The organism is Coprococcus sp. AF38-1 (assembly GCF_003603945.1).
In the GTDB taxonomy this organism is placed as follows: domain Bacteria; phylum Bacillota; class Clostridia; order Lachnospirales; family Lachnospiraceae; genus Coprococcus; species Coprococcus aceti.
The window spans coordinates 91,357-113,729 of the sequence record NZ_QVGO01000005.1 but is presented as its reverse complement, the minus strand read 5'-3'; the positions used below and the strand labels follow the sequence as shown (position 1 = coordinate 113,729).

The following is a 22,373-nucleotide window of genomic DNA, read 5'->3' as shown; positions in this document are numbered from 1 at the left end:
CATAACACATGGTAATTGTAAACAGTTTGTGAACAAAAAGAACAGTTTTCTGTTGCTTTTTTGTTCACATTTACTTTATCGTTTAATTATTAGGTGATTTTGTACTACTATTCTTCGGCAGCATAATCTATCGAAATATATCAAACATATAAAATATAATCGATTACAATTCACTCTTTCTGTCTCTGTTGAGAAGCTCTGTGAGAGCCTCTTTTGCCGTCATGCCATTAAATAATACGTTATTGACTGCTTCAACGATAGGCATCTCAACCCCATGCTCCCTGGCAAGTGCCAGTGTTGCCTTGGCAGAATAAACACCCTCAACAACCATCTTGACCTCCGCCATAGCCTCCTCATAGGTCTTCCCCTGACCGATGAGATAACCGGCATTCCTGTTACGGCTGTGCTTGGATGTACATGTAACTATAAGATCTCCCATTCCTGAAAGTCCTGACAGCGTCTTGACATCTGCGCCCATGGCAAGTCCAAGTCTCATGATCTCCGCCATTCCTCTGGTCATAAGAGCAGCCTTCGTGTTGTCGCCAAGTCCAAGTCCATCTGATATTCCGGCTGCCAGAGCTATTACATTTTTCACTGAACCACCCAGCTCAATACCAGTCACATCAGTGCTTGTATATACCCTGAAATAATCGTTCATAAATGCGTTCTGGATCGTCTTTGCAATCTCTATATCACGGGCACCGGCAACTACCGTTGTAGGTATTTCGCGGCCTACTTCCTCTGCATGTGACGGACCCGAAAGGACAGCCACCTTAGCCTGTGGAATTTCTTCCTCAATGATCTCCACGAGAGCCTTGAGTGTGGACTCTTCTATTCCCTTGCTGACATTCACGATAAGCTGTCCGTCGCTCACCTTGTCAGCGATGCTCTTTGCTGTGCTTCTGACAAACGGAGAAGGCACTGCGCACACTATCATCTTCTGACCGATAACAGCCTTTGACGCATCTGTTGTATATTCAATACTGTTGTTAAGTATAACGCCCGGAAGTCTGTCTCTCTGCTCATGAAATTCCTTGAGCATGGCAACCTCTCTCTCATCTATAGACCACACTATAACCTCGTGTCCATTTCCTGCCAGCAGATTAGCAAGTGCAGAACCCCATCCACCTGCTCCAAGAACACCTATTTTCATCGTAAAATACCTCCAAAATATTTATATTTCTTTTTTCAATCCTTGAATCACTTTTTCTATTTTAACTTTTTTTCATCATTTAATCCAGTCCATAGTGACAATACATGGATGTTTTTGCAATTTTTTACTGTATTTTTAGATTTTTGTCCAGTTATGTAAACTCACATTATTCTATTCAACGGTTTTTAATACACTTTTCACTGCGTATAAATATCACATAACCATAATCTCAGTTTTATGTATACTCATTATGTTATCTGATTTTATTTTATCCAGACATCTATAAAACGTTGCTCACTACAAAAAAACCCCCTCCTTCCTGGTTTATCCAGTAAGTAGGGGATTCAATAACTCTCTATTCGCTTCCGCTTTCCATCAAGCCTTCTTAGAACCAAACGACAACTTATTCTCCGTTCCCGCTATCAGTCTCTTGATATTCTGCCAATGTCTTATCACGGCCATTCCGGCTATGATTCCCGCCATGATTATTCCTTCGATCATTTTGGCATTCGATGTGAAATTATAATCTCCATGAATTGCAAATACTGTGTATAATATGAAGAATCCGATCATGATCGTAAGTGATCCAACCGATACATATCTTGTTATCACAACACTTATAACGAACGCTGCAAGGAGTATCACTACCAATCTCCAGTCCCACAGACCTACTATCATTCCGCCGCTGGCAGCAATTCCCTTGCCGCCCTTGAACTGCATATAGAATGGGAAGTTATGACCAAGCACAACTCCAAGTCCTGTATACAGTACGAACATGTATGCATCACCTATACCTAACTGGCCAAGTATGATATGTGTCAGTGAGCAGGCGATTATTCCTTTGAGGAAATCCCCCAGGAAAACTATCAGTCCAGCTTTCTTTCCAAGAACTCTCAGTGCATTTGTCGTTCCCGCATTTCCACTTCCATACTTTCTTATATCAACACCTTTTATCCTGCCGTAAATATACGCTGTCTGAATGAGTCCTACTCCATAGCCCCCAACCAGACATATAGCTCTAATCAACATCTCCATGACTACTTCTCTTTCCTCTCCCTGATTATGAATTTTAGAGGTGTACCTCTGAATCCAAAGGATTCTCTTATCCTGTTCTCTATATAACGTGTATATGAGAAATGCATAAGCTCCTTGTCATTTACAAATATGACAAATGTAGGAGGTTTTACTGACACCTGGGTAATATAATAGAGCTTAAGTCTCTTACCCTTATCTGATGGTGGCTGCTGCATAGCAACCGCCTCACTCATAATCTCATTCAGAACACCAGTAGCTATGCGGAGTGAATGATTCTCTATAACAGCATCTATGGTCTCGAACAGCTTTGGAAGTCTCTGTCCGGTCTGGGCTGATATGAAGAGCAGTTCCGCATACGGCATGTATGAAAGCTTGTTTCTGATCTCCTCTGTAAACTTATATATGGTCTTGTCATTCTTCTCGATGGCATCCCATTTGTTCACAGCTATTATCATTCCCTTGCCACGATCATGTGCGATTCCCGCGATCTTGGCATCCTGATCGGTTATTCCCTCCGTTGCGTCTATTACGAGGACTGCAACATTACATCTCTCAACCGCTGATACTGTTCTTATGATACTGTATCTCTCTATATCCTCTTTAATCTTGCTCTTTCGTCTGAGTCCCGCTGTGTCTATGAATACATATTCTCTGCCATTTCTGACGATCTCTGTATCCACGGCATCTCTTGTGGTTCCGGCTATATCTGATACAATAACCCTGTCCTCACCGAGAAGCTTATTAATTATAGAAGATTTTCCTACGTTTGGCTTTCCTATGATGGCGATTCTAGGTCTCTCATCCTCCGTGTCATCCTTTGCAGACTCATTGAAGTGTGATACCACCTCATCGAGCATATCTCCTATTCCAAGTCTGGATGAACCTGATATAGGATGTGGATCTCCAAGTCCAAGATTATAGAACTCATACACATCCGGCATGAACTTTTCAAAGCTGTCTACCTTGTTGACAACGAGAACTATAGGTTTCTTGGATCTTCTGAGCATATCGGCAACCTTGACATCATCATCAACCATTCCCTGTCTGACATCCGTCATGAACAGGATGACGTCCGCTGTCTCTATGGCTATCTCTGCCTGTTCTCTCATGCTCTTAAGTATAATATTGTCTGACTCCGGCTCAATTCCTCCTGTGTCTATCAGAGTGAAATTGTAATCCAGCCAGTTGATATCGGCATAAATTCTGTCTCGCGTAACTCCCGGTGTATCCTGAACTATGGATATCTTTTCTCCGGCAAGCACATTGAACAGAGTTGATTTACCTACATTTGGTCTGCCCACTATGGCAACTATAGGTTTACTCATTCTATCTTCCTCCATATATAATTAATTACATATCATCGCCAATTACTGCATGAATAAAATCAGCACCACTTGATTCTACAATACAAACATCGACTTGTAAAGCATCTGTGAGCTCTGCAAGCGTCACATCATCAAGGAATTTTGGCTCATCCGCCATAAGAGTATTGGAAGGCAGTATAAGCCGCTGCCCAAGAGGCTTTCCTGTGAGCTGCTTTCTTATATCTCCACCCGTAAGCAATCCTGTCACGGTTATTCTGTGTCCAAAAAAATCATTAATGATCTTATACAGATGCACCTTCACATTAGGAAACTTCTCAGGGATTCTGTTAGCAAGGAGCTTTATGGAATCATATACGAGCACTCCAGTAACCATGGACACCTCATACTCTCTGTCATCGCCCTCTACGCAGCTCCACTCTTCATCAAACTCATCCATGAGCAGTCTCACCATGCCCACACCATTTTCAAGCTGGATAAAGCCATCATACCTGTCAGCCTCAGGGAAATCCCTGCCGGCATTTATATACCATTCATCACTTGCCTGGACAAAATGTGTGCCATGCTTTTCAAATGCCTTTTTCTGAAAATGTTCTATTATATCAATAACCTCGCAGGCGTCCTCTCTGTTGAACGGTTCAAGATGGAACAAGCCATCTCTGTAATCTGACAAACCGACAGGGACCACGGACAAACTCTCCATAACAGGAACAAACTCCATAAGATCAGAGATCGTACGCCACAATTCCTCCCCGTCATTTATCCCCTTGCACAGAACTATCTGTCCATTCATAGGAATACCAGCTTCATAAAATTTCCTTATATAGTCAAGTATGGCACCGGCAAATCTGTTGTTCAGCATACTGCAGCGCAGCTTGGGATTGGTAGTGTGCACTGATATATTTATCGGAGCAAGGTGATAATTGATTATTCTGTCAATATCCTTTTCCTTCATATTAGTAAGGGTAATATAATTTCCCTGAAGAAATGACAGTCTGGAATCATCGTCCTTGAAATATATAGTGTCTCTCATACCTTTCGGGTTCTGATCGATAAAGCAGAATATGCACTTGTTATAGCAGGACTTGTAATTATCCATCAGAGAATTTTCAAAAACAATCCCTAGATCCTCGTCATAATCCTTATCTATCTCCAGAAGCCACTCCTCGCCGTCAGACTTCCTCACGAGAAGTTCTATATATTCGTCATTTATGAGATACTGATAGTCAAATATATCCTCTATAGGATGGTCATTGACCGCCAGAATATTATCTCCCGGTTCGATCTCCATCTCCTGGGCTATACTTCCCTCAAGTATTTCCTTTACAATATGTTCCATAATTTCCTCTTTTATATTAATTGTCTACGGATCAAAAGCTGCAGCAAATGAATAACGCCCTATCATTCAGGGAGCATGATCACCGCCGCAAGATTACCCCGCAGGCCTTTGCTCGCCCTGTGTGAAAAAAGCCATTCGCTGTTACAGCATGTACATATATTTGTCACGTCAATATTCTCAGGTTTTACACCTGAATCAACAAGATTGTAATAGTTGGCCTTGTGGAGATCAAGCAGATATTTGCCATTACCCTTGCTAAATACGATCTGAGCTGCCTCTGCTTCCGTATATGCCGCCATAAAGCGTTCAGCTACATCTTCACTCACCTCATAGCAATTCTTGCATATAGAAGGTCCTATGGCGCAAATGAGATTCTCTGGAGATGTTCCATATTCAGACTTCAATCTGTTTATCATATGTCCGCTTATCTTGCTGACGGTTCCCTTCCACCCGGAGTGATTCGCCGCAACAACCTTTTTCACCGGATCATAGAACAATACAGGGACACAGTCCGCATAAAATGTCATAAGCGGTATCCCCGGAACATCCGTCATAAGTCCATCGATCTCCAGAATATCCGACTCTCTGATTATTCCCTTTCCGGCATCCTTCTCTGTAACCTTATATATATCTGTCTTGTGCACCTGATCAGAGAACACAAGCTTTTCGTGATCATACCCCACTGCAGTGGCAAATCTGCGGTGATTCTCCATTACCAGATCCGCATCATCACCTCTGTGGAAGCTCAGGTTCATGGAACCCAGATATCCCTCACTCACTCCGCCGATCCTGGTGGAGAATGCATTTACAACTCCTGCTCTGTCCATTTTGTCAAATGATATATAATCCACGCCATCCACCGTGTGGACATGTGTTGAATTGTCTTTCCTAATATACTTTATATCCATATCCGCCATCCTATCAATATCCCGAATACTCAAATGCATTTTCTATATGATGTATATCCTCACCAAGTATGGTTATCACATCAAATCTAACCGGGGTGTCCATTCCATATCCATATTTGTTCAGGAAGAATAATGCAGTCCTACATATCTGTCTCTGCTTGCGCACATCGACAGCCTCCTCCGGCAAGCCCTTATGTACTCCGGACCTATACTTCACCTCGATAAACACTATATATCCATCGTGTTTTGCCACTATATCTATCTCACCGCTGGCCACCCTGAAATTCCTGCACAGGATCTCATAGCCCCTGCCAGCCAGATGATCAGCAGCTAAAGCTTCTTTTTCATTACCGGTTGCTCTGCTGTTATACATCATTTCACCTTTCCATGAATATATGTGTGATGAACAATTGTTATACAAAGTTCTTGATAAACGTCCTTCTGTGTATTGCGCACGGACCGATCTTCTTGAGCGCATCAATGTGCTCTGCCGTACCATATCCCATGTTTTTTGCAAATCCATACCCCGGATACAGACTGTCATACTCAACCATAAGCCTGTCCCTTGTAACCTTTGCAATTATACTTGCTGCCGCAATCGACGCAGACAGCGTATCACCTTTTATTATGCCTACCTGCTCGATATCAACACCCGGAATATTAACCGCATCGTTTAACAGGAGCTGTGGTTTAACCTGAAGCTTCGATATAGCCTGCTTCATCGCCTCGTAATCTGCATTGAGAACATTTATCTCGTCAATTACTTTCTCGTTTGCCATACCCACGCCTACAGCTACAGCCTTCGCCATGATCTCATCGTATAGAGCCTCCCTCTTCTTCGGTGTGAGCTGCTTGGAGTCGTTGAGGTATAAAATATCACAGTCCTTTGGAAGAATGACTGCAGCAGCCACTACAGGGCCTGCAAGCGGGCCTCTTCCGACCTCATCTATACCACATATATATCCCTTATCAGCGTATTTTCTCTCAAATTCAAACATTTTATAGCTGCGGGCTTTTTCCTTTTCAAGAGCATTGATCTTTTTCTGAGCGGACGCTATGATCTTCTTTACCCCATCTCTCTCATCGTCGCCATACTTCTCGATAAGCCCCGAATATTCACTTATATCAGCATCAGCAAATACTTTTTTTATCTCCGCTATACTTTCCATATGTCCTCCACCTAAAAACAAGGACCATTGCCACTTTTTAGGCAACAGCCCCTGATATCTTATCCTATTCTATCTTGCCAAAACCGCCTGTAAATCTGAATACAGCCCTGCCAATGATATCTTTCTTGTGTATATTGCCAACATCCTCCACACGGCTGTCACGGCTGTTGTTTCTGTTATCTCCCAGAACAAAGTACTCGTCATCACCCAGTGTGATCTCCTCGGCTGCAACTCCGCGCTTGTCGCTGGCTATAGCCTCTCTGCCATACACATCGCCCTCCAGAGGCTCGTCATTTATATAGATAACACCATCTTCGTCTATATACACTGTCTCACCCGGAAGTCCGATTATACGCTTGATGAAGAAGGTCTCATCATCGTCTCCATACGGGAATACAACCACATCAAATCTCTTCGGCGAGCCAAATTCATACTCAAGCTTGTCAATCCATAATGTATCTCCGCTGTGAAGAGTATTGCTCATGGACTCTCCACTGACCTCTGTTCGCTGTCCGACAAATGTGAGCACAGCCCAGCATATGCCAATTACTATTATTATATAAATACACAGAAATATGAGATCCTTGACAATATTGACTTCCTTTTCGGCCTTTTCTTTCTTTTTTGCCTCTTTCTTCTCTTTCCTGAGTTGCTTCTTTAAAGCCTTCTCGTCGAGTTCTCCATCCTCATTGTACACTTCTTCAGAAGAGTCTGTATTAACCGCTTCTGCAGTTTTATCTGAGCTCTCAGATTTAGCTGCTCCTGCAGCTTCTTCCGATGTCTCCTTCTGAGATGCTTCTTCCGATTTATCTGCTGTCTCCGCCTTTGCATCAGCCGAACTCTCAGCGACTGCTTTGTCCCAGGACCAGGAGGACTTCTCCTTATTTTCCTGCTCATCGTCGGCATTTTTCTTTTCAGCTTCCTTTGCTTCCTTCGCAGCCTTTTTTGCAGCCTTCTTCTGTTCTTTATCTATCGCTTTCTGACGCTTCTTCTCATATTTGGCGATCTCTTTGTCCCTTTCCTTCTTCGCAGGGTCATCCTCAAATATATCGTTTAACGCATCAGCAACATTCTTGTTTTCTTCACTCATCTAGTCTTCCTTCGGGGTCTCCAATGTAATACGCCCCAGCTTTCCCGATCTGAAATCATCGATCAGCAGAGCCGCAGCCTTGTCATAATCGAGCTCCCCGCCCTTCTTAATGCATTGTCTCTTCTCTGCGATACCTGTCAGCATCTGTACAGGATCATCAACACTTTCAATATTATACCTTTGAACAAGGGTATTACAATAGTTTGCCTGTAAAAATTTAATTAATTCAACCGCTATATCCGTTATGCTGAGTATCTCATCATTGATCGAACCAATGAACGCAAGTCTGAGACCAACGGCCTCATCATCGAATTTCGGCCATAAAATACCGGGAGTGTCCAGAAGCTCAATATTCTTTCCAAGTCTTATCCACTGCTTGCCTTTTGTGACACCAGGCTTATTTCCAACCTTGGTGCAGGCCTTTCTCGCATAGGAATTGATAAACGTGGATTTGCCGACATTCGGGATACCGACTATCATCGCCCTTATCGGACGGTTTATGATTCCCCTTTTTCTATCCCTCTCTATCTTCTCTTTGCAGGCCTCCTGCACGATATTGTTGATACTCTTCATCCCCATACCGTCACGGGCATTTATCTTTGCAACGGCAAAGTCTTTATTCTTATAATAGTTTTCCCACTTTGTTGTGACTGCATCATCCGCAAGATCTGATTTGTTGAGGAGTATGAGTCTGTATTTGTTCTTTGCAAGCTCGTCTATATCAGGATTCTTACTACTGAATGGGATTCTTGAATCCACCAGCTCTATGACGATATCTATAAGTTTTATATCCTCCTGCATCATTCGTCTTGCTTTTGTCATATGTCCGGGATACCACTGTATATTCATATCTCTACCTCTATTTTATCTTTACTCTGCCCAGCATCTCGCTCTTTTGCACATTGCCAGCCGCCTGAAATCTTGAATCCTGGCTGTTGTCCGGATTGTCTCCGAGCAGGAAGTATTCATTCTCTCCAAGTGTGATCGCAGATTCCGCTATTCCGGCTGTTTTTATCTCACAGTCGACGGGATAATCTGCAAGCGGATTGCCATTTATATATACCTGACCATTCTGGATAAGCACAGTCTCACCCGGCAGGCCTACCACTCTCTTGATGGAATAGTATTTGTCCTGATTCTCAACTATACGATACGCTACCACATCGTATCTTTCCGGGGATGTCACCAGATAAACAGCCTTATTGACCAGATACGATTCTCCATCCGTCAGTGTCGGCTCCATGGATGGTCCTACCATATATACCGTCTGGAATCCAAATGCAACAAAACCATAACCAAGTATAGCCGCTGTCAGTATCGATATGAACCAGCCAAGTGCGCTCTTCATAGTCTTTTTCAATGATCTCTGTTGTCTTCTCTGACGCCTTTTTTCTCTCCTTATCCTTCGGAGTCTGTCATATCTCTCACTCATGAATTCTATCCTTCAATCATCAATATATTTGTTCAGTTCATTTCATCCATTCTAAAAATGGCTGGAGTAGAAATACTCCAGCCACTTTTACTTTCATGTTACAAGCTTTATTATTTAACAAGCTCCTTAACCTTTGCTGCCTTACCAATTCTTGAACGTAAGTAGTAAATCTTAGCTCTTCTAACTTTACCTTTTCTTACAACTTCAATCTTCTCAACGAAAGGTGAGTGTACAGGCCATGTCTTCTCAACACCGCATCCGCTAGAGATCTTTCTAACTGTGAATGTCTCTCTGTTGCTTCCGCCCTGTCTCTTTACTACAGTACCCTCGAAGATCTGGATTCTCTCCTTGTTACCCTCTTTGATTCTGTTGTGTACCTTAACAGTGTCTCCTACGTTGAACTCATCAACGCTCTCCTTCATCTGTGAAGCTTCAAGATTCTTAATGTAATCGTTCATTGTGTTCCTCCTTAATATTCTGATGTTCTTACTACCATATCCACCGGATATATGGGCACAGAGGACCATCACTCTTTTCACAACTCATTTAATATAACATACTGAAATTGTAGATGCAAGAAGAATTTTCGGATTTTATCCGTTTTTTAGCAAACAGGGCATATAGATTGATTTCTATATGCCCTGTTGCATTAAATATCTTGTTCGACTTAATTCAGTCAAGTGGAGCAGACACATTAGAAGGCGAACTTCGTTCGCAGGCGTCTGCGTGCTTCATAACTTGTCGTCAAGCGTAGCTTGATGACCTACGCGCACATCAGTGCGCTTCCTCTGAAGGATTCCTCCCACCTACGGCGGGCCCCTCCTTATGAAAAATAGTGGAGCTGGCGGGAGTCGAACCCGCGTCCAAAAGCTCATTCACTACAGTTTCTTCCATCACAGTCAGTGCTTTAACATTTCCTCAGCCTATCGCCCACTAACATGCTATAGACCTTAGTAGCTTCATGGATTTTCCTACATCGCAAAGCTTAGATGCAGGAGTTTGCCGAAAATCGACGCCATTCCTAAAGGCTCGGCGTTCCTAAAGGATGACGACTGCCCTTAGGCAGCGTATGCTAAATTATCGTTAGCGTTTATTTTTTTCCAGCTTTTAGCGTGGCTCTGGTCCACGGATGGCTTCCATAGCTTCAAAACCCCTGTCGAAACCAGTCAACCCCTGATCATAGATCAGTGATAACCGATCATATATAATATATGCAGCAAATATCACAATGATACCTGCGCCTATATATCTTAATTTATCAGATGCTGTTACTCAGCGTCAGCAGTTGTATCTTCCGCTGCATCTGTCGCCTCTGCTGTATCTTCTGCAGCTTCAGTTGTATCTGCTGTGTCCTCAGCATCTGAGGCTGTGGCAGAAAACAGAGTGTCATAACCGCTGTCCTTCCAAGTCTTATCAACATATTCTGATAAGCTTGAAGCATCAACGTACTTAGGTATCGCCTTATATATCTTCACACCCGCAACACTTCCAACTATAGCAGCGATAACAACAATCGTAACTGTTATAGCTGTTATCTTCTTGATCTTCTGCTTCCTGAGAATCTCCTTGCGGTGCTTTTTCTCATATTTCTTCTTATCTACTTTACTCTGACTCATAACGCCCTTCTCCAGACTATCGTTTATTTGATTCCGATACACACATTATATCTGAACCAGCTTATCTTCTTCAACACCCTGCTAGTATAACACATGCTGTATCATATTTCCAATAATAAGTTTGATTTCACAGAAATTCCACAAACGCACACTATCAGAAATCTCTGCTTCTGTTCTTCAGATCTCTCTCCATCTCGCGCTTCATATCCTTCTTGGCGATATCCTCACGCTTGTCGTAGAGCTTCTTACCTCTTGCCAGACCTATCTCCATCTTGACAAGGCCATCCTTGATATATACCTTGAGCGGCATAATGGTATAGCCCTTCAGCTTCTGCTGTCCGATGAGCTTGTTGATCTCATACCTGTGGAGCAGCAACTTTCTCGTCCTGAGCGGATCTTTATTGAATATATTCCCCCTCTCATATGGGTTGATATTCATTCTGTACACATACACCTCGCCGTGGTCTATTCCGACAAATGCTTCCTTGATACTGCAGTGTCCCTGTCTTATGGACTTTACCTCGGTTCCCACAAGCTCTATTCCGGCCTCAAACTTCTCTTCTATAAAATACTCGTGATATGCCTTTTTGTTATTTGCGATGAGAGTGTTTCCTCTTTCCTTTGACAAATGTATCCTCTCCTTTATATACAATACTGAAATCTATCGACTTCGTCATCTTGTCTGTATTCTTCACCTTTATCTGTATAGGATCACCGATGGCATATTGTTTGCCCGTGTCCTCACCTATCATAGCATAATCTTCCTGAGAAAAATAGTAATAATCGTCGAGCATATCTGCCACGTTCACAAAGCCTTCCACCGTATTCGGCAGTTCCACGAACATTCCCCGGTTTGTAACTCCCGAGACAAATCCGTCATAGACCTCGCCAATGTGAGCTGACATATATTCCACCTTCTTGAGCTTCTCCACATCACGCTCAGCTTCCTCAGCTCTTCTCTCCTTGCGCGAATTGTCATCAGCCACCCTGTCAAGTATCATGCTATAATGTTCTATTCTCCTCGAGTCAAGTCTGCCATGTATATTTTCCTTTATTATACGATGTATCTGCAGATCTGGATATCTCCTTATAGGAGAAGTAAAATGACAGTAATACTTACACGAAAGTCCAAAATGTCCTGTGCACTCCGTTGAATACTTCGCCTGTTTCATGGTCCTCAGCGCCATCCTACTCACAAGATTCTCATAAGGCTCACCCTTTATCCTGTCAAGCAGCTTCTGGAATTCTTTCGGATGTATATTCTCCTTTGATGCCTTAAAGTACATTCCAAAATTACTTATAAGGAGCGCCAGCTGCTCAACCCTGTCTGCATCAGGTGTCTCATGCACTCGATACTCAAATGGTATATCCTGCCAGAAATAATCCTCAGCAATCGTCTCATTTGCAGCAAGCATAAAATCTTCAATGATCTCATTGGATCTGCGTCTCTCATATACACCTATTGATACAACTTTGCCGTCGGAGTCTATCTTGATCTTCGATTCGTCAAAATCAAAATCTATTGAGCCTCGTTTTCTTCTGTTCGCTCTGAGAAGATCCGACACATGAAGCATCATCTCGAACATGGGCACAAGCTCCTCATATTTTCTGGTCTCCTCTGGATCGTGATCCTCGACAATTGCAGACACACTTGTATATGACATTCTACGGTCCACATTGATCACAGTCTCACATATCTTATGTCCTACTATGTGGCCCTTCTGATCTATGTCCATAAGGCAGCTAAGTGCAAGTCTGTCCTGTCCTTCATTCAGCGAGCAGATACCATTTGACAGCTTGTGTGGAAGCATAGGTATTACCCTGTCCACGAGATAACAGCTTGTACCTCTGTTAAGTGCCTCTTTATCCAGAGGGGAATTCTCCTTTACATAGTGGGTCACGTCAGCTATGTGCACACCAAGCTTGTACATTCCGTCCGCCTCATAGAGTGTTATGGCATCGTCCAGGTCTTTTGCATCCTCGCCATCTATCGTCACTGTCTGAAGATGTCGGAGATCCGTTCTGCCTGCCATCTCCGATGCGCTGACAAAATCAGGGATCTGTGAGAGGCTGTCCATGACCTCGTCAGGAAAATCGACAGGAATGTCCAGAGCTCTGACCACAGACAGCACGTCACTCTCCGGATCATTTATATGTCCAAGTATCTCTATAATCTTTCCCTCCGGAGACTTCACTTTGTCTCCATAACTGATGATCTCCGCCACAACCTTATGTCCAGCCATGGCGCCCATGGAATTTGCCTTGGATATAAATATGTCTCCATCTATTTTCAGATTGTCAGGTATGACAAATCCAAAGTTCTTATTCTTCTGATAGACTCCGACAACCTTCTTTAGTCCACGCTCAAGTACCTTTATAACCGATGCTTCCTGCTTCATTCCCTTCGGTCTGTCCTCCGCACGTATGAGGACTGTATCACCGTGGAACGCTCCCATGGTATTCTTCTCAGGGACAAAGAAATCCTCCTTCATGCCCTCAACGCGGACAAATCCAAAACCTCTCTGATTGCCGATAAATGTTCCCTTGTATGTCCCTTCTCCGACCTTCTGATATCGTCCTTTTGCCGATCTGATGATCAGTCCCTCCTCTGTGAGGTCATTCAGTATATCGAGAAATGTCTGTCTCTCATCTCCCGGGACCTGAAGGAATGTACACATCTCCTTGAACTTCATAGGCGGATAATCATCATCGCATATAAATTCATATACCGTCTGTTTTCTTCTGTTGTATAACTCCAAATCCTTATTATCCATAACAAACCCTTTCTATATACATTATGCCCGCATCCCTACCGCACAAATACATTGCATAATGAGCAAAAAAATGCTTACATATATCAGTTAATATATGTAAGCATCAGAAATCATTATTAGTTGAAAAGCTTTGAGTCAAGCAGTAATGCAAGTACAAAGAAGAGAACTGTGAGAACTGCTGTTATCTTCTTAAGTATCTCCTGCTTTGAGCTTCCCTTATTCTTGCTCCAGTAGGAATTGTCAAATCCGCCGCCTGCTCCTGATATGGAACTTGTAAGGCTCGCATCCTTTCCTTCCTGTGAAAGAACCACTATTGCTAATACTATACATACTATAACATAAATTACCATTAATATTGTCTTCAGCATCTTAACACCTCCGTTTCCGAAAAAATGGTGTGTGTATAATTTTAACACCAACTTGAAACATAATAACACAACAAAATAATATATTCAATAACTATTTTCTTCGTTTTCTGTAAAACTCCGCAAATACCAGCATTGCGATACCTATTATCGAACAGGCAATACCTACGCCTGCATATTTCACATGGAATTTCATCTCAACAACATTCTCACCCTCAACAAGACTTATAGAATACAGGCTGTCTACCACCTTATCCGGCTGTACCTTCTGGCCGTTAACTTTGACTGTCCAACCATCACAGTAAGGAATAGATGTGAATAAACTCTGTCCTTCCTTGGCATTTACAACAAATTCTGCGCTGCCATTTTCTATATCCATCACATCAGGGGTATGTTTCTCAAGCTCCTCTGCTATGCTTTTCAGCAAATCCAGATCAAGAACATAAAACTGCTCTGCTCCATCATCCAGATCTAGCTTCATCTTTGAGTGAAGCACAACCTTGTAGTAATCACGATCCTCATTTACAGGAATATTGAACACTGACGGCGAAAGCCATCTGGCATATCTGGTCCTGTATATTCCATTGACATTCAGCTTTGCGTTAAACAGACTGTTCCATGGGATATTGCCATAAGCGATGTAATTGCCTTCCGGGATCTCCATCTTGTATACACGCTTCTTCGCTTTACTTACAACCGTCTCGTACTTTAAAGGCTTATAGATCTCAACCTTTCTGCCGAGCAGCTCGCTGTAGAGCTCATTTTGATATTCAAACGGATTGCCGTTATATTTTGCCGCTGTATATTTGCCTGAATCATATACAAATGCCATAGGCAGGCTGTATGGGTTCTCGTATACATCGACTCCATTTGCATTGTCTGCAATATCCTCTACTTTATTCATGCCCTCCAGAGCATAATCAGATACGATGTATCTGACTCCCAGCAGTGAATCAGTTCCAAGCACCGGCATGTTGACAACACTTAGGTTATCGCCTTCGCTCCTGTATCCCGTGTCCACAAGGAAGTTCAGCACTGTGCTGTCAGCGGTTGACACATACGATCCTATCGCCCAATACCCATAACCAAACGACTCGTCATAATTTGCTCTGACATTGTTCTTATATTTAAAATTATCATCCGTATCTTTGCCATTATTGTTTTTCTTTTTTTCGAGTGATCTTGTCGCCCTTGATCTGGTCTGGCTGATCCTGTATGTATCGGAATCATATTCTTTCAGATCATTTATAAGGCCTTCCATAGCCGTCTCATACTCAACAAAACTCTCACCGTTGTCGATATGGATATTGTCCATTTGCAACATCACGCTGTATCCTGTCTCAACAGTCAGCACTGCACACAGAATGACCGTAAATATAATTCCGAACACTCTTCCGGATCCTACGTTTTTCGAAAGCCTGCTTATGAGTGCTATCAAAACGGCTACCCCTACAATAAGCGCATCGGTCAGCCATACAAGTTTGTTATCCTGGACTCCATGCAGATAGTTTACACCAAGCATAGCCGCACTGAATATCGCACTTGCAATGATAACCCGCCTTTTTACAGCATTCAAATCCTCCGAGAGGAAAAATTCAGCGGCAAAGAATAATATACAGAATATTCCAACATGTGAATATCTGTACCAATATGATCCAACCTCTTTGAACAGATAAAATGCCATGCACAATGGATTCCAGTAAAACATGAGCAGCATTACCACAAGCGTGACAAATGCTAATATCTTCTGCTTTACATTGTGTTTCTTACCGATGAAGATTCCAATAAATCCTATCAGCGCCAGACATCCGCAGTACAGAGACACGCTTCCCTTCTGACTCTGTGCACCAAGCGAATATCCGTCTATCACAGATGAAACATCACCGATAAATGACATGTCGAGCAGAGAGCCGAAATCAAGACTTCCTCTTACACTGTAACGCATCGCACCTATCGTCGGAAGGAACAACACCCCACTGATCAGGACTCCCGCCAGCATTGAATATATAAACCGTCCAAGTTTTCCGGCAAAATCCTTTATGACAGTCTTCTCAGCCTTAGTATCCCCACTGTACAATCTTGAATATGCAAATTCAAACAAAAACCAGAAACAGGCAAATACACAGTTGATTCCGCCCATATACCAGTTGAACAGAACTGCCAATGCAACTGATACGGAAAGCATAACAGGCCTGCCACCGTTAACCACTCTGTACACGCCCAGCATTATGAGCGGTAACATATAGAAGCCGTCAAGCCACATTATATTACATGCCTGGGCTATTCCATACTGACTCACTGCATAGCTCACCGCCAGAAAAATGATAAGTGCCTGCTTTTTCACAGAACCATCATTCCACTCTTCAAATCTCCTGTTGAGATAAAATGCAAATGTCGCCGCCGCACAGGCAAGCTTTAACGTTATGATCACATGTACGAACAATACAAGCTGGGATTTGTCGAATAACAACAGCAATAAATTGAACGGGCTGGAAAGATAATAACTGAATACTCCTATGCAGGCCCCTCCTATAGATTTGCTGAAAGAATAATCTATATTATTTTTGCCGTCAAATACATCCTTCAGATATGCCAGAAAATCAAGATACTGAAAATCAGCATCCTTGGATGCGAGTGAGTGTACTCCGAACGGCACATACTTTTTTATATAAAACAGAAGCCACAGCAGGCAGAATGTGATAATGCCCGCTGTAAGCATCTGAATAACGAGCTGTTTTCTCTGTTCTTTCTCCATCGTATTCTTCTCCAGATTATTTAGTTTTAATATAATACTACACAATCTGTGAAAATACTATATAGATATAGATTAAAAATTTTTAATGAAAGAATTTCTAACTTTTACATACTGATTTATAACATATACCTACTTCGTATATCGAAACCATGATTCAGCGGTCCACTGCCCGATCCCAGATCCAGCATGGCCTCCAGGGCACCGGATATATATTGTTTGGCCATTCTGACTGAATCACTTACATCATATTCCTTTGCGAGATTTGAAGCGATCGCACTTGAAAGCGTACATCCTGTGCCATGTGTATTCGGATTATCAATACGCTCACCCGAAAACCAGGTGATATTCTCTCCGTCAAAAAGCATATCATTTGCATCATTTATGCTGTGTCCACCCTTTACAAGGACAGCGCAGCCATACTTTCCGTATATACATCTGGCGGCATTCTCCATATCAGCTACGCTCTTCACCGATATACCAGTGAGCGCCTCAGTCTCAGGTATGTTTGGCGTTATGAGCTTTGCAAGTGGGAACAGTTTACCGGTCATGACCTCCACCGCATCATCGCTTATAAGCTTAGCACCACTGGTCGCCACCATCACAGGGTCAAGCACGACATTCTCCGCATTGTATCTGGCAAGTCTGTCAGCTATCACATCAATAAGTTCAGGAACAGATACCATTCCTATCTTGACCGCTTTCGGCCGTATATCGGTAAACACCGCATCTATCTGGGCGCCAAGTACATCAGGGATAACGTTCATGATAGCAGTCACTCCTGTGGTATTCTGAGCCGTGAGGGCTGTGATCGCACTCATACCAAATACGCCATTTGCCTGCATGGTCTTGAGATCCGCCTGCACACCTGCGCCACCTGAGGAATCGCTTCCGGCTATGGTGAGGACAGGCACAAGACGGCTTCTGTCAGAATTTATACTGCACAGCATGTCATCCATACTCTTAAAATAATGATCACAATGTGCTATAAGATCTCCCTGTCTGTCCCTGCTGGATTCGTCATAGAGACCGACCACAACAAATCCTCCGTTCTGTGCTGTCTCCGCCGCATGATATGCGTCCTCGAATACAAATGTATCCGAAGCCGGAGTTCCCATAAACTCAGCCGCCATCTCATATATCTTAGGTGAGGCTGCCTTGCCCACGCCCACCTCAGAACATGTAAATATCCTGTCAACATACTTCATAAGTCCCGTCCGCACAAGTGCTGCCTCAACATGGCATCTGTCTGTGGATGTTGCAACAGTGACCGGGATATCATATCTCTTTAAGAACCTCAGCAGTTCAGGCACACCTGACTTCGGCTCAACTTTATTTGCATAGAAATCGCGCACAGTCTCATTGATACCGTCTATAATCTCCTTCGCGCTGAGTTCAAGTCCATAGTGTTTCTGCATATATTCTGCGCCCTTCATCATGGTCATGGTGAAAAGCACCTTCTCAAGATCAGGTTCTGCCTGTATCCCCTGTCCCGCCAGATACATCTCTCCGGCATGATCCCACATAGGCATAGAGTCAAGCAGAACCCCATCCATATCAAATATCGCACCTTTTATATCACTGATAACTATTTTTTTCATATACACCTCTATATCATATATTTAGTCAGGCATCAAGCATATTCTCTACAGAAACCTTGAGCTCCTCTGTGGCCTTCTGTATGTCCTTTTGTCCGAATATGGCACTTATAACTGCCACACCGCATATTCCGGAGCCCGCAAGCTCGGCCACATTATCCTTTGTTATGCCGCCTATTGCAATGACCGGTATGGACACCGCCTCACAAATTGCCTTGAGAGTTTCATGGCTCACATCGTCTGCGTCATCCTTTGAACCTGTTGTAAACACTGCTCCTACACCAAGATAATCTGCGCCGTGCTTTTCCGCTATAATCGCCTGTTCGACAGTCTGTGCAGACACTCCAAGTATCTTGTCAGGGCCGAGTATCTTTCTGACGTCCATGGCCTCCATATCACTCTGTCCCACGTGTACACCGTCAGCATCTATATCTTTTGCTATGCTGACCTCGTCATTGATGACAAATGGAACTCCATATTCCTTACAAAGCTTCTGTATCTCCTTCGCCTCAGCGAGGAAGTCTTCTCTGTCGAGATTCTTCTCCCTGAGCTGTACAAATGTTGCACCGCCGTCAAGTGCCTTCTTTACCTGATCATACAGAGTCTCTTCACCAAGCCAGTGTCTGTCAGTTACTGCGTAGAGCAATAGCTCTTTCTCACTGCAATTTATCATACTATCCGTCCTTCCTATATGTTTCGATCCCGATCTGATGCAGATCCAGGCAATTATTAGACTTCCGTCAATTATCTGATTTCAAACTTTGCGCCCTGTTCAAGTGTATCCCCGTCCATATTGTATATGGCATCGATTATCCTGTTCCTGTATGTTGAATTACCCTCAAATGCCTGCAGATGGGAATAACCGATCTCCCCAGCAAGTCCCATGACCATGACAGCCGCTGCAGCAGCCTCAAGCTTGTTGTCCTGATTTGCCACAACATATGCTGTAATCATTCCTGAGAGCTGGCAGCCTGTTCCAGTGATCTTACCCATCTCAGGACGGCCGTTTCTGATTACATAACATTTCTCGCCGTCCGCAACAAGGTCTATTGCGCCTGTTACAGCTATGATAGATCCCGTTTCAGCAGATAGCTTCTTGACAAATGTCACTGCATTATCAAGCGTATCCTCCGTAACCGCATCTGCCACATCGGCATCAACACCCTTTGTGCTGCCGGAACCATATGCCAGAGTTTTGATCTCAGAGATATTTCCTCTTATAACATCAAATCTAATCTCCTTCATAAGTCCAACAGCCGTATCAGTTCTGAGCTTACTTGCTCCTGCTCCAACAGGATCGAGAAGTAGAACATGTCCAAGTTCATTTGCCTTCTTCCCTGCCAGGTACATTGATGGAATAGTGTTCTTGTTAAGTGTTCCTATGTTGATATTCAGACCACCACATATGCTTGTGATATCCTCCACGTCACCCTCATCATCCGACATGATAGGACTTCCACCGCACGCCAGAATGACATTTGCCACATCATTTACAGTTACATAGTTTGTTATATTGTGTACCAGAGGTACATTCTTTCTTACATTTTCAAGGCACTCTTTTATCATGTTTTTCTGTCTCCTTTATATATACTCTGTTGTTTATCTGCTAATCTTTTTTGACGAAAAGCGGCCATACCATAAGGCACAGCCGCTTTTCTTATGCTGTATGTATCCCTACGCCGGCGCTGATCCAGGTCAGACCTGATCTACTCCTGGGCAGGAGGTACATCAGATGTACAATGCATACACTTTGTTGCTTTGATATCTATCTCACCCATACAGTATGGGCACTTTCTTGTGAGAGGAGCTGCCTCCTCTTTCTTCTTACCAAGATCCATGATCGCATTGATTCCCTTCATGATGACAAATATAACAAATGCCATGATTATGAAGTTGATAACTGCTGAAATAAACGCTCCATACTCGATATACTGTCCTGTATGGAATATCTGAAAATGTCCACCAATCTCTGCTCCACCGATGCTGTTGATTATTGGTGTGATGAAACAGTCTGTAAAAGATGTAACCAATGACTGGAACGCTCCACCAATGATAACACCGATTGCAAGACTCATCACATTTCCCTTAAGGGCAAACTCCTTAAACTCTTCCAAAAACTTCTTCATATGTATCCTTCCAACTGAATACAGCACCGATCATAACAATCTTATATTATAATTCGGTGCCGTATCTTTTATTTGTTGTTTCTCGCGCGATTGATATGACATATATCTACATTTGCTGTCATCGCTCATCGCACATCATCTTTTTTACTTTCTTACAATAAGTGACTTGCCTGTCATCTCCTTAGGCTGAGGAAGTTCCATAACCTCAAGAAGTGTAGGTGCGATATCTGCAAGACATCCGCCCTCACGAAGCTCTACATCTTCACCATAGTTGTAAAGGATAAATGGTACAGGGTTAGTTGTATGAGCTGTATGTGGAGCACCGGTCTCATAGTTGATCATCTGCTCTGCGTTACCATGATCAGCACAGATAAAGAGAACACCATCAACCTTATCAATTGCCTCTACAGCAGCGCCAACGCACTTGTCAACTGTCTCTACAGCCTGGATAGCTGCTGGGATAATACCTGTATGACCAACCATATCAGGGTTTGCAAAGTTGATGATGATCACATCATACTCGCCACCAAGGATAGCTGCATTGAGCTTCTCGCTTACCTCTGGAGCACTCATCTCTGGCTGAAGGTCATATGTTGCTACAGCAGGTGACTTTACAAGGATTCTGTCCTCGTTCTTGTTAGGCTCCTCAACACCGCCGTTGAAGAAGAACGTTACATGAGCATACTTCTCTGTCTCAGCAAGTCTGAGCTGCTTGAGGCCCTTAGCTGCAAGGTACTCACCGAATGTGTTGTCAATCTCTTCCTTCTTGAATGCTACAAGCTTGTTAGGTATTGACTCGTCGTAGTCCTTGAAACATACATATGTGAGTGGCATGCGGCCATTTGCTCTCTCAAATCCATCAAAATCATCACAGCAGAATGCTCTGGTGATCTCGCGGGCTCTGTCTGGTCTGAAGTTAAAGAATATAACTGAATCATTTGGCTTAACAAGTGATACAGGCTTACCATTCTCTGTGATTACTGTAGGAAGAACGAACTCATCATATACTTCCTTGTCATATGACTCCTGCATAGCTGCAACCGGGTCCTCAGCCTGAACGCCCTCACCTGTCACAAGTGACTTGTATGCAAGCTCTACTCTGTCCCATCTGTTATCTCTGTCCATTGCGTAGTAACGGCCTGACATAGATGCAACCTTACCTACACCTATCTCCTTCATCTTTGCGATAAGCTCCTCAAGGTATCCCTTACCTGATGCAGGCGGCGTATCTCTTCCATCGAAGAATGGATGAACGTATACGTTCTCAAAGTTCTGCTTCTTGCAGAGCTCAAGGATCGCATAAAGGTGTGTATTGTGGCTGTGAACACCACCATCTGAGAGAAGTCCCCAGAGATGAAGATCTGAATTGTTCTTCTTGCAGTTTTCTATTGCAGCAAGCATCTCCTCGTTCTCAAAGAAATCTCCATCAGCGATTGCCTTTGTGATTCTTGTAAGCTCCTGATATATGATACGGCCTGCGCCGATATTCATATGACCTACCTCTGAATTGCCCATCTGACCGTCTGGAAGTCCTACAGGAAGTCCTGAAGCTGCGCCCTGCACAAATGGTGCTGTAGCCATAAGCTTGTCCATAACTGGCGTCTTTGCAAGTGCTACTGCATTACCCTCTGTCTTGTCACTGAGACCATATCCGTCGAGGACCATTAAAACTACTGGTTTCTTACTCATAATTT

At 43.2% G+C, this 22,373-nt stretch carries 21 protein-coding genes and 1 other RNA gene; all 22 read right to left on the bottom strand.

Features of this window, described 5'->3' with window-relative positions; all coding sequences use genetic code 11:
* Positions 1-163: 163 nt before the first annotated feature.
* Entirely contained in the window at positions 164-1,153 is a 990-nt protein-coding gene (locus tag DW025_RS08595; RefSeq protein WP_117548926.1) for an NAD(P)H-dependent glycerol-3-phosphate dehydrogenase, read from the bottom strand.
* A 375-nt stretch (positions 1,154-1,528) separates the two neighbouring features.
* Positions 1,529-2,188 carry a glycerol-3-phosphate 1-O-acyltransferase PlsY gene (plsY, locus tag DW025_RS08590; protein WP_118757734.1) on the bottom strand — a complete coding sequence of 220 codons (660 nt, stop codon included), beginning with the start codon at positions 2,186-2,188 and terminating at the stop codon, positions 1,529-1,531.
* A gap of 2 nt (positions 2,189-2,190) precedes the next feature.
* Positions 2,191-3,513 carry a ribosome biogenesis GTPase Der gene (gene der / locus DW025_RS08585; RefSeq protein ID WP_119999576.1) on the bottom strand — a complete coding sequence of 441 codons (1,323 nt, stop codon included), beginning with the start codon at positions 3,511-3,513 and terminating at the stop codon, positions 2,191-2,193.
* Positions 3,514-3,538: 25 nt separating this feature from the next.
* On the bottom strand, positions 3,539-4,849 hold the full coding sequence (locus DW025_RS08580) for a DUF512 domain-containing protein (RefSeq protein WP_117548924.1): 1,311 nt from the start codon (positions 4,847-4,849) through the stop codon (positions 3,539-3,541).
* A 62-nt stretch (positions 4,850-4,911) separates the two neighbouring features.
* Entirely contained in the window at positions 4,912-5,757 is an 846-nt protein-coding gene (gene pgeF / locus DW025_RS08575; RefSeq protein ID WP_243104951.1) for a peptidoglycan editing factor PgeF, read from the bottom strand.
* 13 nt (positions 5,758-5,770) lie between these two features.
* Positions 5,771-6,130, bottom strand: coding sequence for a YraN family protein (locus DW025_RS08570; protein ID WP_015534983.1), 360 nt, complete (start codon positions 6,128-6,130; stop codon positions 5,771-5,773).
* A 40-nt stretch (positions 6,131-6,170) separates the two neighbouring features.
* The gene (locus tag DW025_RS08565) at positions 6,171-6,926 is read right to left on the bottom strand and encodes a ribonuclease HII (protein WP_015534984.1); all 756 of its coding nucleotides are present in this window, start codon (positions 6,924-6,926) and stop codon (positions 6,171-6,173) included.
* Positions 6,927-6,990: 64 nt separating this feature from the next.
* On the bottom strand, positions 6,991-8,016 hold the full coding sequence (lepB, locus tag DW025_RS15370; protein ID WP_119999572.1) for a signal peptidase I: 1,026 nt from the start codon (positions 8,014-8,016) through the stop codon (positions 6,991-6,993).
* The gene (gene ylqF, locus DW025_RS08555) at positions 8,017-8,865 is read right to left on the bottom strand and encodes a ribosome biogenesis GTPase YlqF (protein ID WP_015534986.1); all 849 of its coding nucleotides are present in this window, start codon (positions 8,863-8,865) and stop codon (positions 8,017-8,019) included. It lies immediately after the preceding gene.
* Positions 8,866-8,875: 10 nt separating this feature from the next.
* The gene (gene lepB / locus DW025_RS08550) at positions 8,876-9,448 is read right to left on the bottom strand and encodes a signal peptidase I (RefSeq protein ID WP_117548919.1); all 573 of its coding nucleotides are present in this window, start codon (positions 9,446-9,448) and stop codon (positions 8,876-8,878) included.
* A gap of 110 nt (positions 9,449-9,558) precedes the next feature.
* The gene (gene rplS, locus DW025_RS08545) at positions 9,559-9,906 is read right to left on the bottom strand and encodes a 50S ribosomal protein L19 (protein ID WP_055272925.1); all 348 of its coding nucleotides are present in this window, start codon (positions 9,904-9,906) and stop codon (positions 9,559-9,561) included.
* Between the two features lie 375 nt (positions 9,907-10,281).
* Positions 10,282-10,622: a transfer-messenger RNA gene (ssrA, locus tag DW025_RS08540) on the bottom strand.
* Between the two features lie 94 nt (positions 10,623-10,716).
* Positions 10,717-11,064, bottom strand: a complete 348-nt coding sequence (locus DW025_RS08535) for a hypothetical protein (protein WP_117548918.1) — start codon at positions 11,062-11,064, stop codon at positions 10,717-10,719.
* Positions 11,065-11,218: 154 nt separating this feature from the next.
* Entirely contained in the window at positions 11,219-11,692 is a 474-nt protein-coding gene (smpB, locus tag DW025_RS08530) for an SsrA-binding protein SmpB (protein WP_119999570.1), read from the bottom strand.
* Positions 11,655-13,838 carry a ribonuclease R gene (gene rnr / locus DW025_RS08525; RefSeq protein ID WP_119999568.1) on the bottom strand — a complete coding sequence of 728 codons (2,184 nt, stop codon included), beginning with the start codon at positions 13,836-13,838 and terminating at the stop codon, positions 11,655-11,657. Before rnr ends, smpB begins: the two co-directional genes overlap by 38 nt.
* Before the next feature lie 116 nt (positions 13,839-13,954).
* Entirely contained in the window at positions 13,955-14,206 is a 252-nt protein-coding gene (gene secG / locus DW025_RS08520) for a preprotein translocase subunit SecG (protein ID WP_015534991.1), read from the bottom strand.
* Between the two features lie 91 nt (positions 14,207-14,297).
* Positions 14,298-16,958 (bottom strand): YfhO family protein, encoded by a 2,661-nt coding sequence (locus DW025_RS08515; protein WP_119999566.1) that lies wholly within the window; start codon positions 16,956-16,958, stop codon positions 14,298-14,300.
* A 116-nt stretch (positions 16,959-17,074) separates the two neighbouring features.
* Entirely contained in the window at positions 17,075-18,556 is a 1,482-nt protein-coding gene (gene thiD / locus DW025_RS15365; protein ID WP_117548914.1) for a bifunctional hydroxymethylpyrimidine kinase/phosphomethylpyrimidine kinase, read from the bottom strand.
* A 25-nt stretch (positions 18,557-18,581) separates the two neighbouring features.
* Positions 18,582-19,226, bottom strand: a complete 645-nt coding sequence (gene thiE / locus DW025_RS08505; RefSeq protein ID WP_330514338.1) for a thiamine phosphate synthase — start codon at positions 19,224-19,226, stop codon at positions 18,582-18,584.
* Positions 19,227-19,297: 71 nt separating this feature from the next.
* A complete protein-coding gene (gene thiM / locus DW025_RS08500) occupies positions 19,298-20,119 on the bottom strand; it encodes a hydroxyethylthiazole kinase (RefSeq protein WP_119999564.1) in 822 nt (273 codons plus the stop codon).
* Between the two features lie 140 nt (positions 20,120-20,259).
* A complete protein-coding gene (gene mscL, locus DW025_RS08495; protein ID WP_015534993.1) occupies positions 20,260-20,679 on the bottom strand; it encodes a large conductance mechanosensitive channel protein MscL in 420 nt (139 codons plus the stop codon).
* A 144-nt stretch (positions 20,680-20,823) separates the two neighbouring features.
* Positions 20,824-22,368 carry a 2,3-bisphosphoglycerate-independent phosphoglycerate mutase gene (gene gpmI / locus DW025_RS08490; RefSeq protein WP_119999562.1) on the bottom strand — a complete coding sequence of 515 codons (1,545 nt, stop codon included), beginning with the start codon at positions 22,366-22,368 and terminating at the stop codon, positions 20,824-20,826.
* Positions 22,369-22,373 lie beyond the last annotated feature (5 nt).

What these genes read in the sequence shown, in the direction of transcription:
- der (WP_119999576.1), bottom strand. Translation starts at nt 3,513, where the DNA reads ATGAGTAAACCTATAGTTGCCATAGTGGGCAGACCAAATGTAGGTAAA.
- thiD (WP_117548914.1), bottom strand. Translation starts at nt 18,556, where the DNA reads ATGAAAAAAATAGTTATCAGTGATATAAAAGGTGCGATATTTGATATG.
- lepB (WP_119999572.1), bottom strand. Translation starts at nt 8,016, where the DNA reads ATGAGTGAAGAAAACAAGAATGTTGCTGATGCGTTAAACGATATATTT.
- gpmI (WP_119999562.1), bottom strand. Translation starts at nt 22,368, where the DNA reads ATGAGTAAGAAACCAGTAGTTTTAATGGTCCTCGACGGATATGGTCTC.
- DW025_RS08580 (WP_117548924.1), bottom strand. Translation starts at nt 4,849, where the DNA reads ATGGAACATATTGTAAAGGAAATACTTGAGGGAAGTATAGCCCAGGAG.
- DW025_RS08595 (WP_117548926.1), bottom strand. Translation starts at nt 1,153, where the DNA reads ATGAAAATAGGTGTTCTTGGAGCAGGTGGATGGGGTTCTGCACTTGCT.
- mscL (WP_015534993.1), bottom strand. Translation starts at nt 20,679, where the DNA reads ATGAAGAAGTTTTTGGAAGAGTTTAAGGAGTTTGCCCTTAAGGGAAAT.
- DW025_RS08570 (WP_015534983.1), bottom strand. Translation starts at nt 6,130, where the DNA reads ATGTATAACAGCAGAGCAACCGGTAATGAAAAAGAAGCTTTAGCTGCT.
- thiE (WP_330514338.1), bottom strand. Translation starts at nt 19,226, where the DNA reads ATGATAAATTGCAGTGAGAAAGAGCTATTGCTCTACGCAGTAACTGAC.
- secG (WP_015534991.1), bottom strand. Translation starts at nt 14,206, where the DNA reads ATGCTGAAGACAATATTAATGGTAATTTATGTTATAGTATGTATAGTA.
- DW025_RS08515 (WP_119999566.1), bottom strand. Translation starts at nt 16,958, where the DNA reads ATGGAGAAAGAACAGAGAAAACAGCTCGTTATTCAGATGCTTACAGCG.
- rplS (WP_055272925.1), bottom strand. Translation starts at nt 9,906, where the DNA reads ATGAACGATTACATTAAGAATCTTGAAGCTTCACAGATGAAGGAGAGC.
- thiM (WP_119999564.1), bottom strand. Translation starts at nt 20,119, where the DNA reads ATGATAAAAGAGTGCCTTGAAAATGTAAGAAAGAATGTACCTCTGGTA.
- DW025_RS08565 (WP_015534984.1), bottom strand. Translation starts at nt 6,926, where the DNA reads ATGGAAAGTATAGCGGAGATAAAAAAAGTATTTGCTGATGCTGATATA.
- pgeF (WP_243104951.1), bottom strand. Translation starts at nt 5,757, where the DNA reads ATGGATATAAAGTATATTAGGAAAGACAATTCAACACATGTCCACACG.
- lepB (WP_117548919.1), bottom strand. Translation starts at nt 9,448, where the DNA reads ATGAGTGAGAGATATGACAGACTCCGAAGGATAAGGAGAGAAAAAAGG.
- DW025_RS08535 (WP_117548918.1), bottom strand. Translation starts at nt 11,064, where the DNA reads ATGAGTCAGAGTAAAGTAGATAAGAAGAAATATGAGAAAAAGCACCGC.
- plsY (WP_118757734.1), bottom strand. Translation starts at nt 2,188, where the DNA reads ATGGAGATGTTGATTAGAGCTATATGTCTGGTTGGGGGCTATGGAGTA.
- ylqF (WP_015534986.1), bottom strand. Translation starts at nt 8,865, where the DNA reads ATGAATATACAGTGGTATCCCGGACATATGACAAAAGCAAGACGAATG.
- rnr (WP_119999568.1), bottom strand. Translation starts at nt 13,838, where the DNA reads ATGGATAATAAGGATTTGGAGTTATACAACAGAAGAAAACAGACGGTA.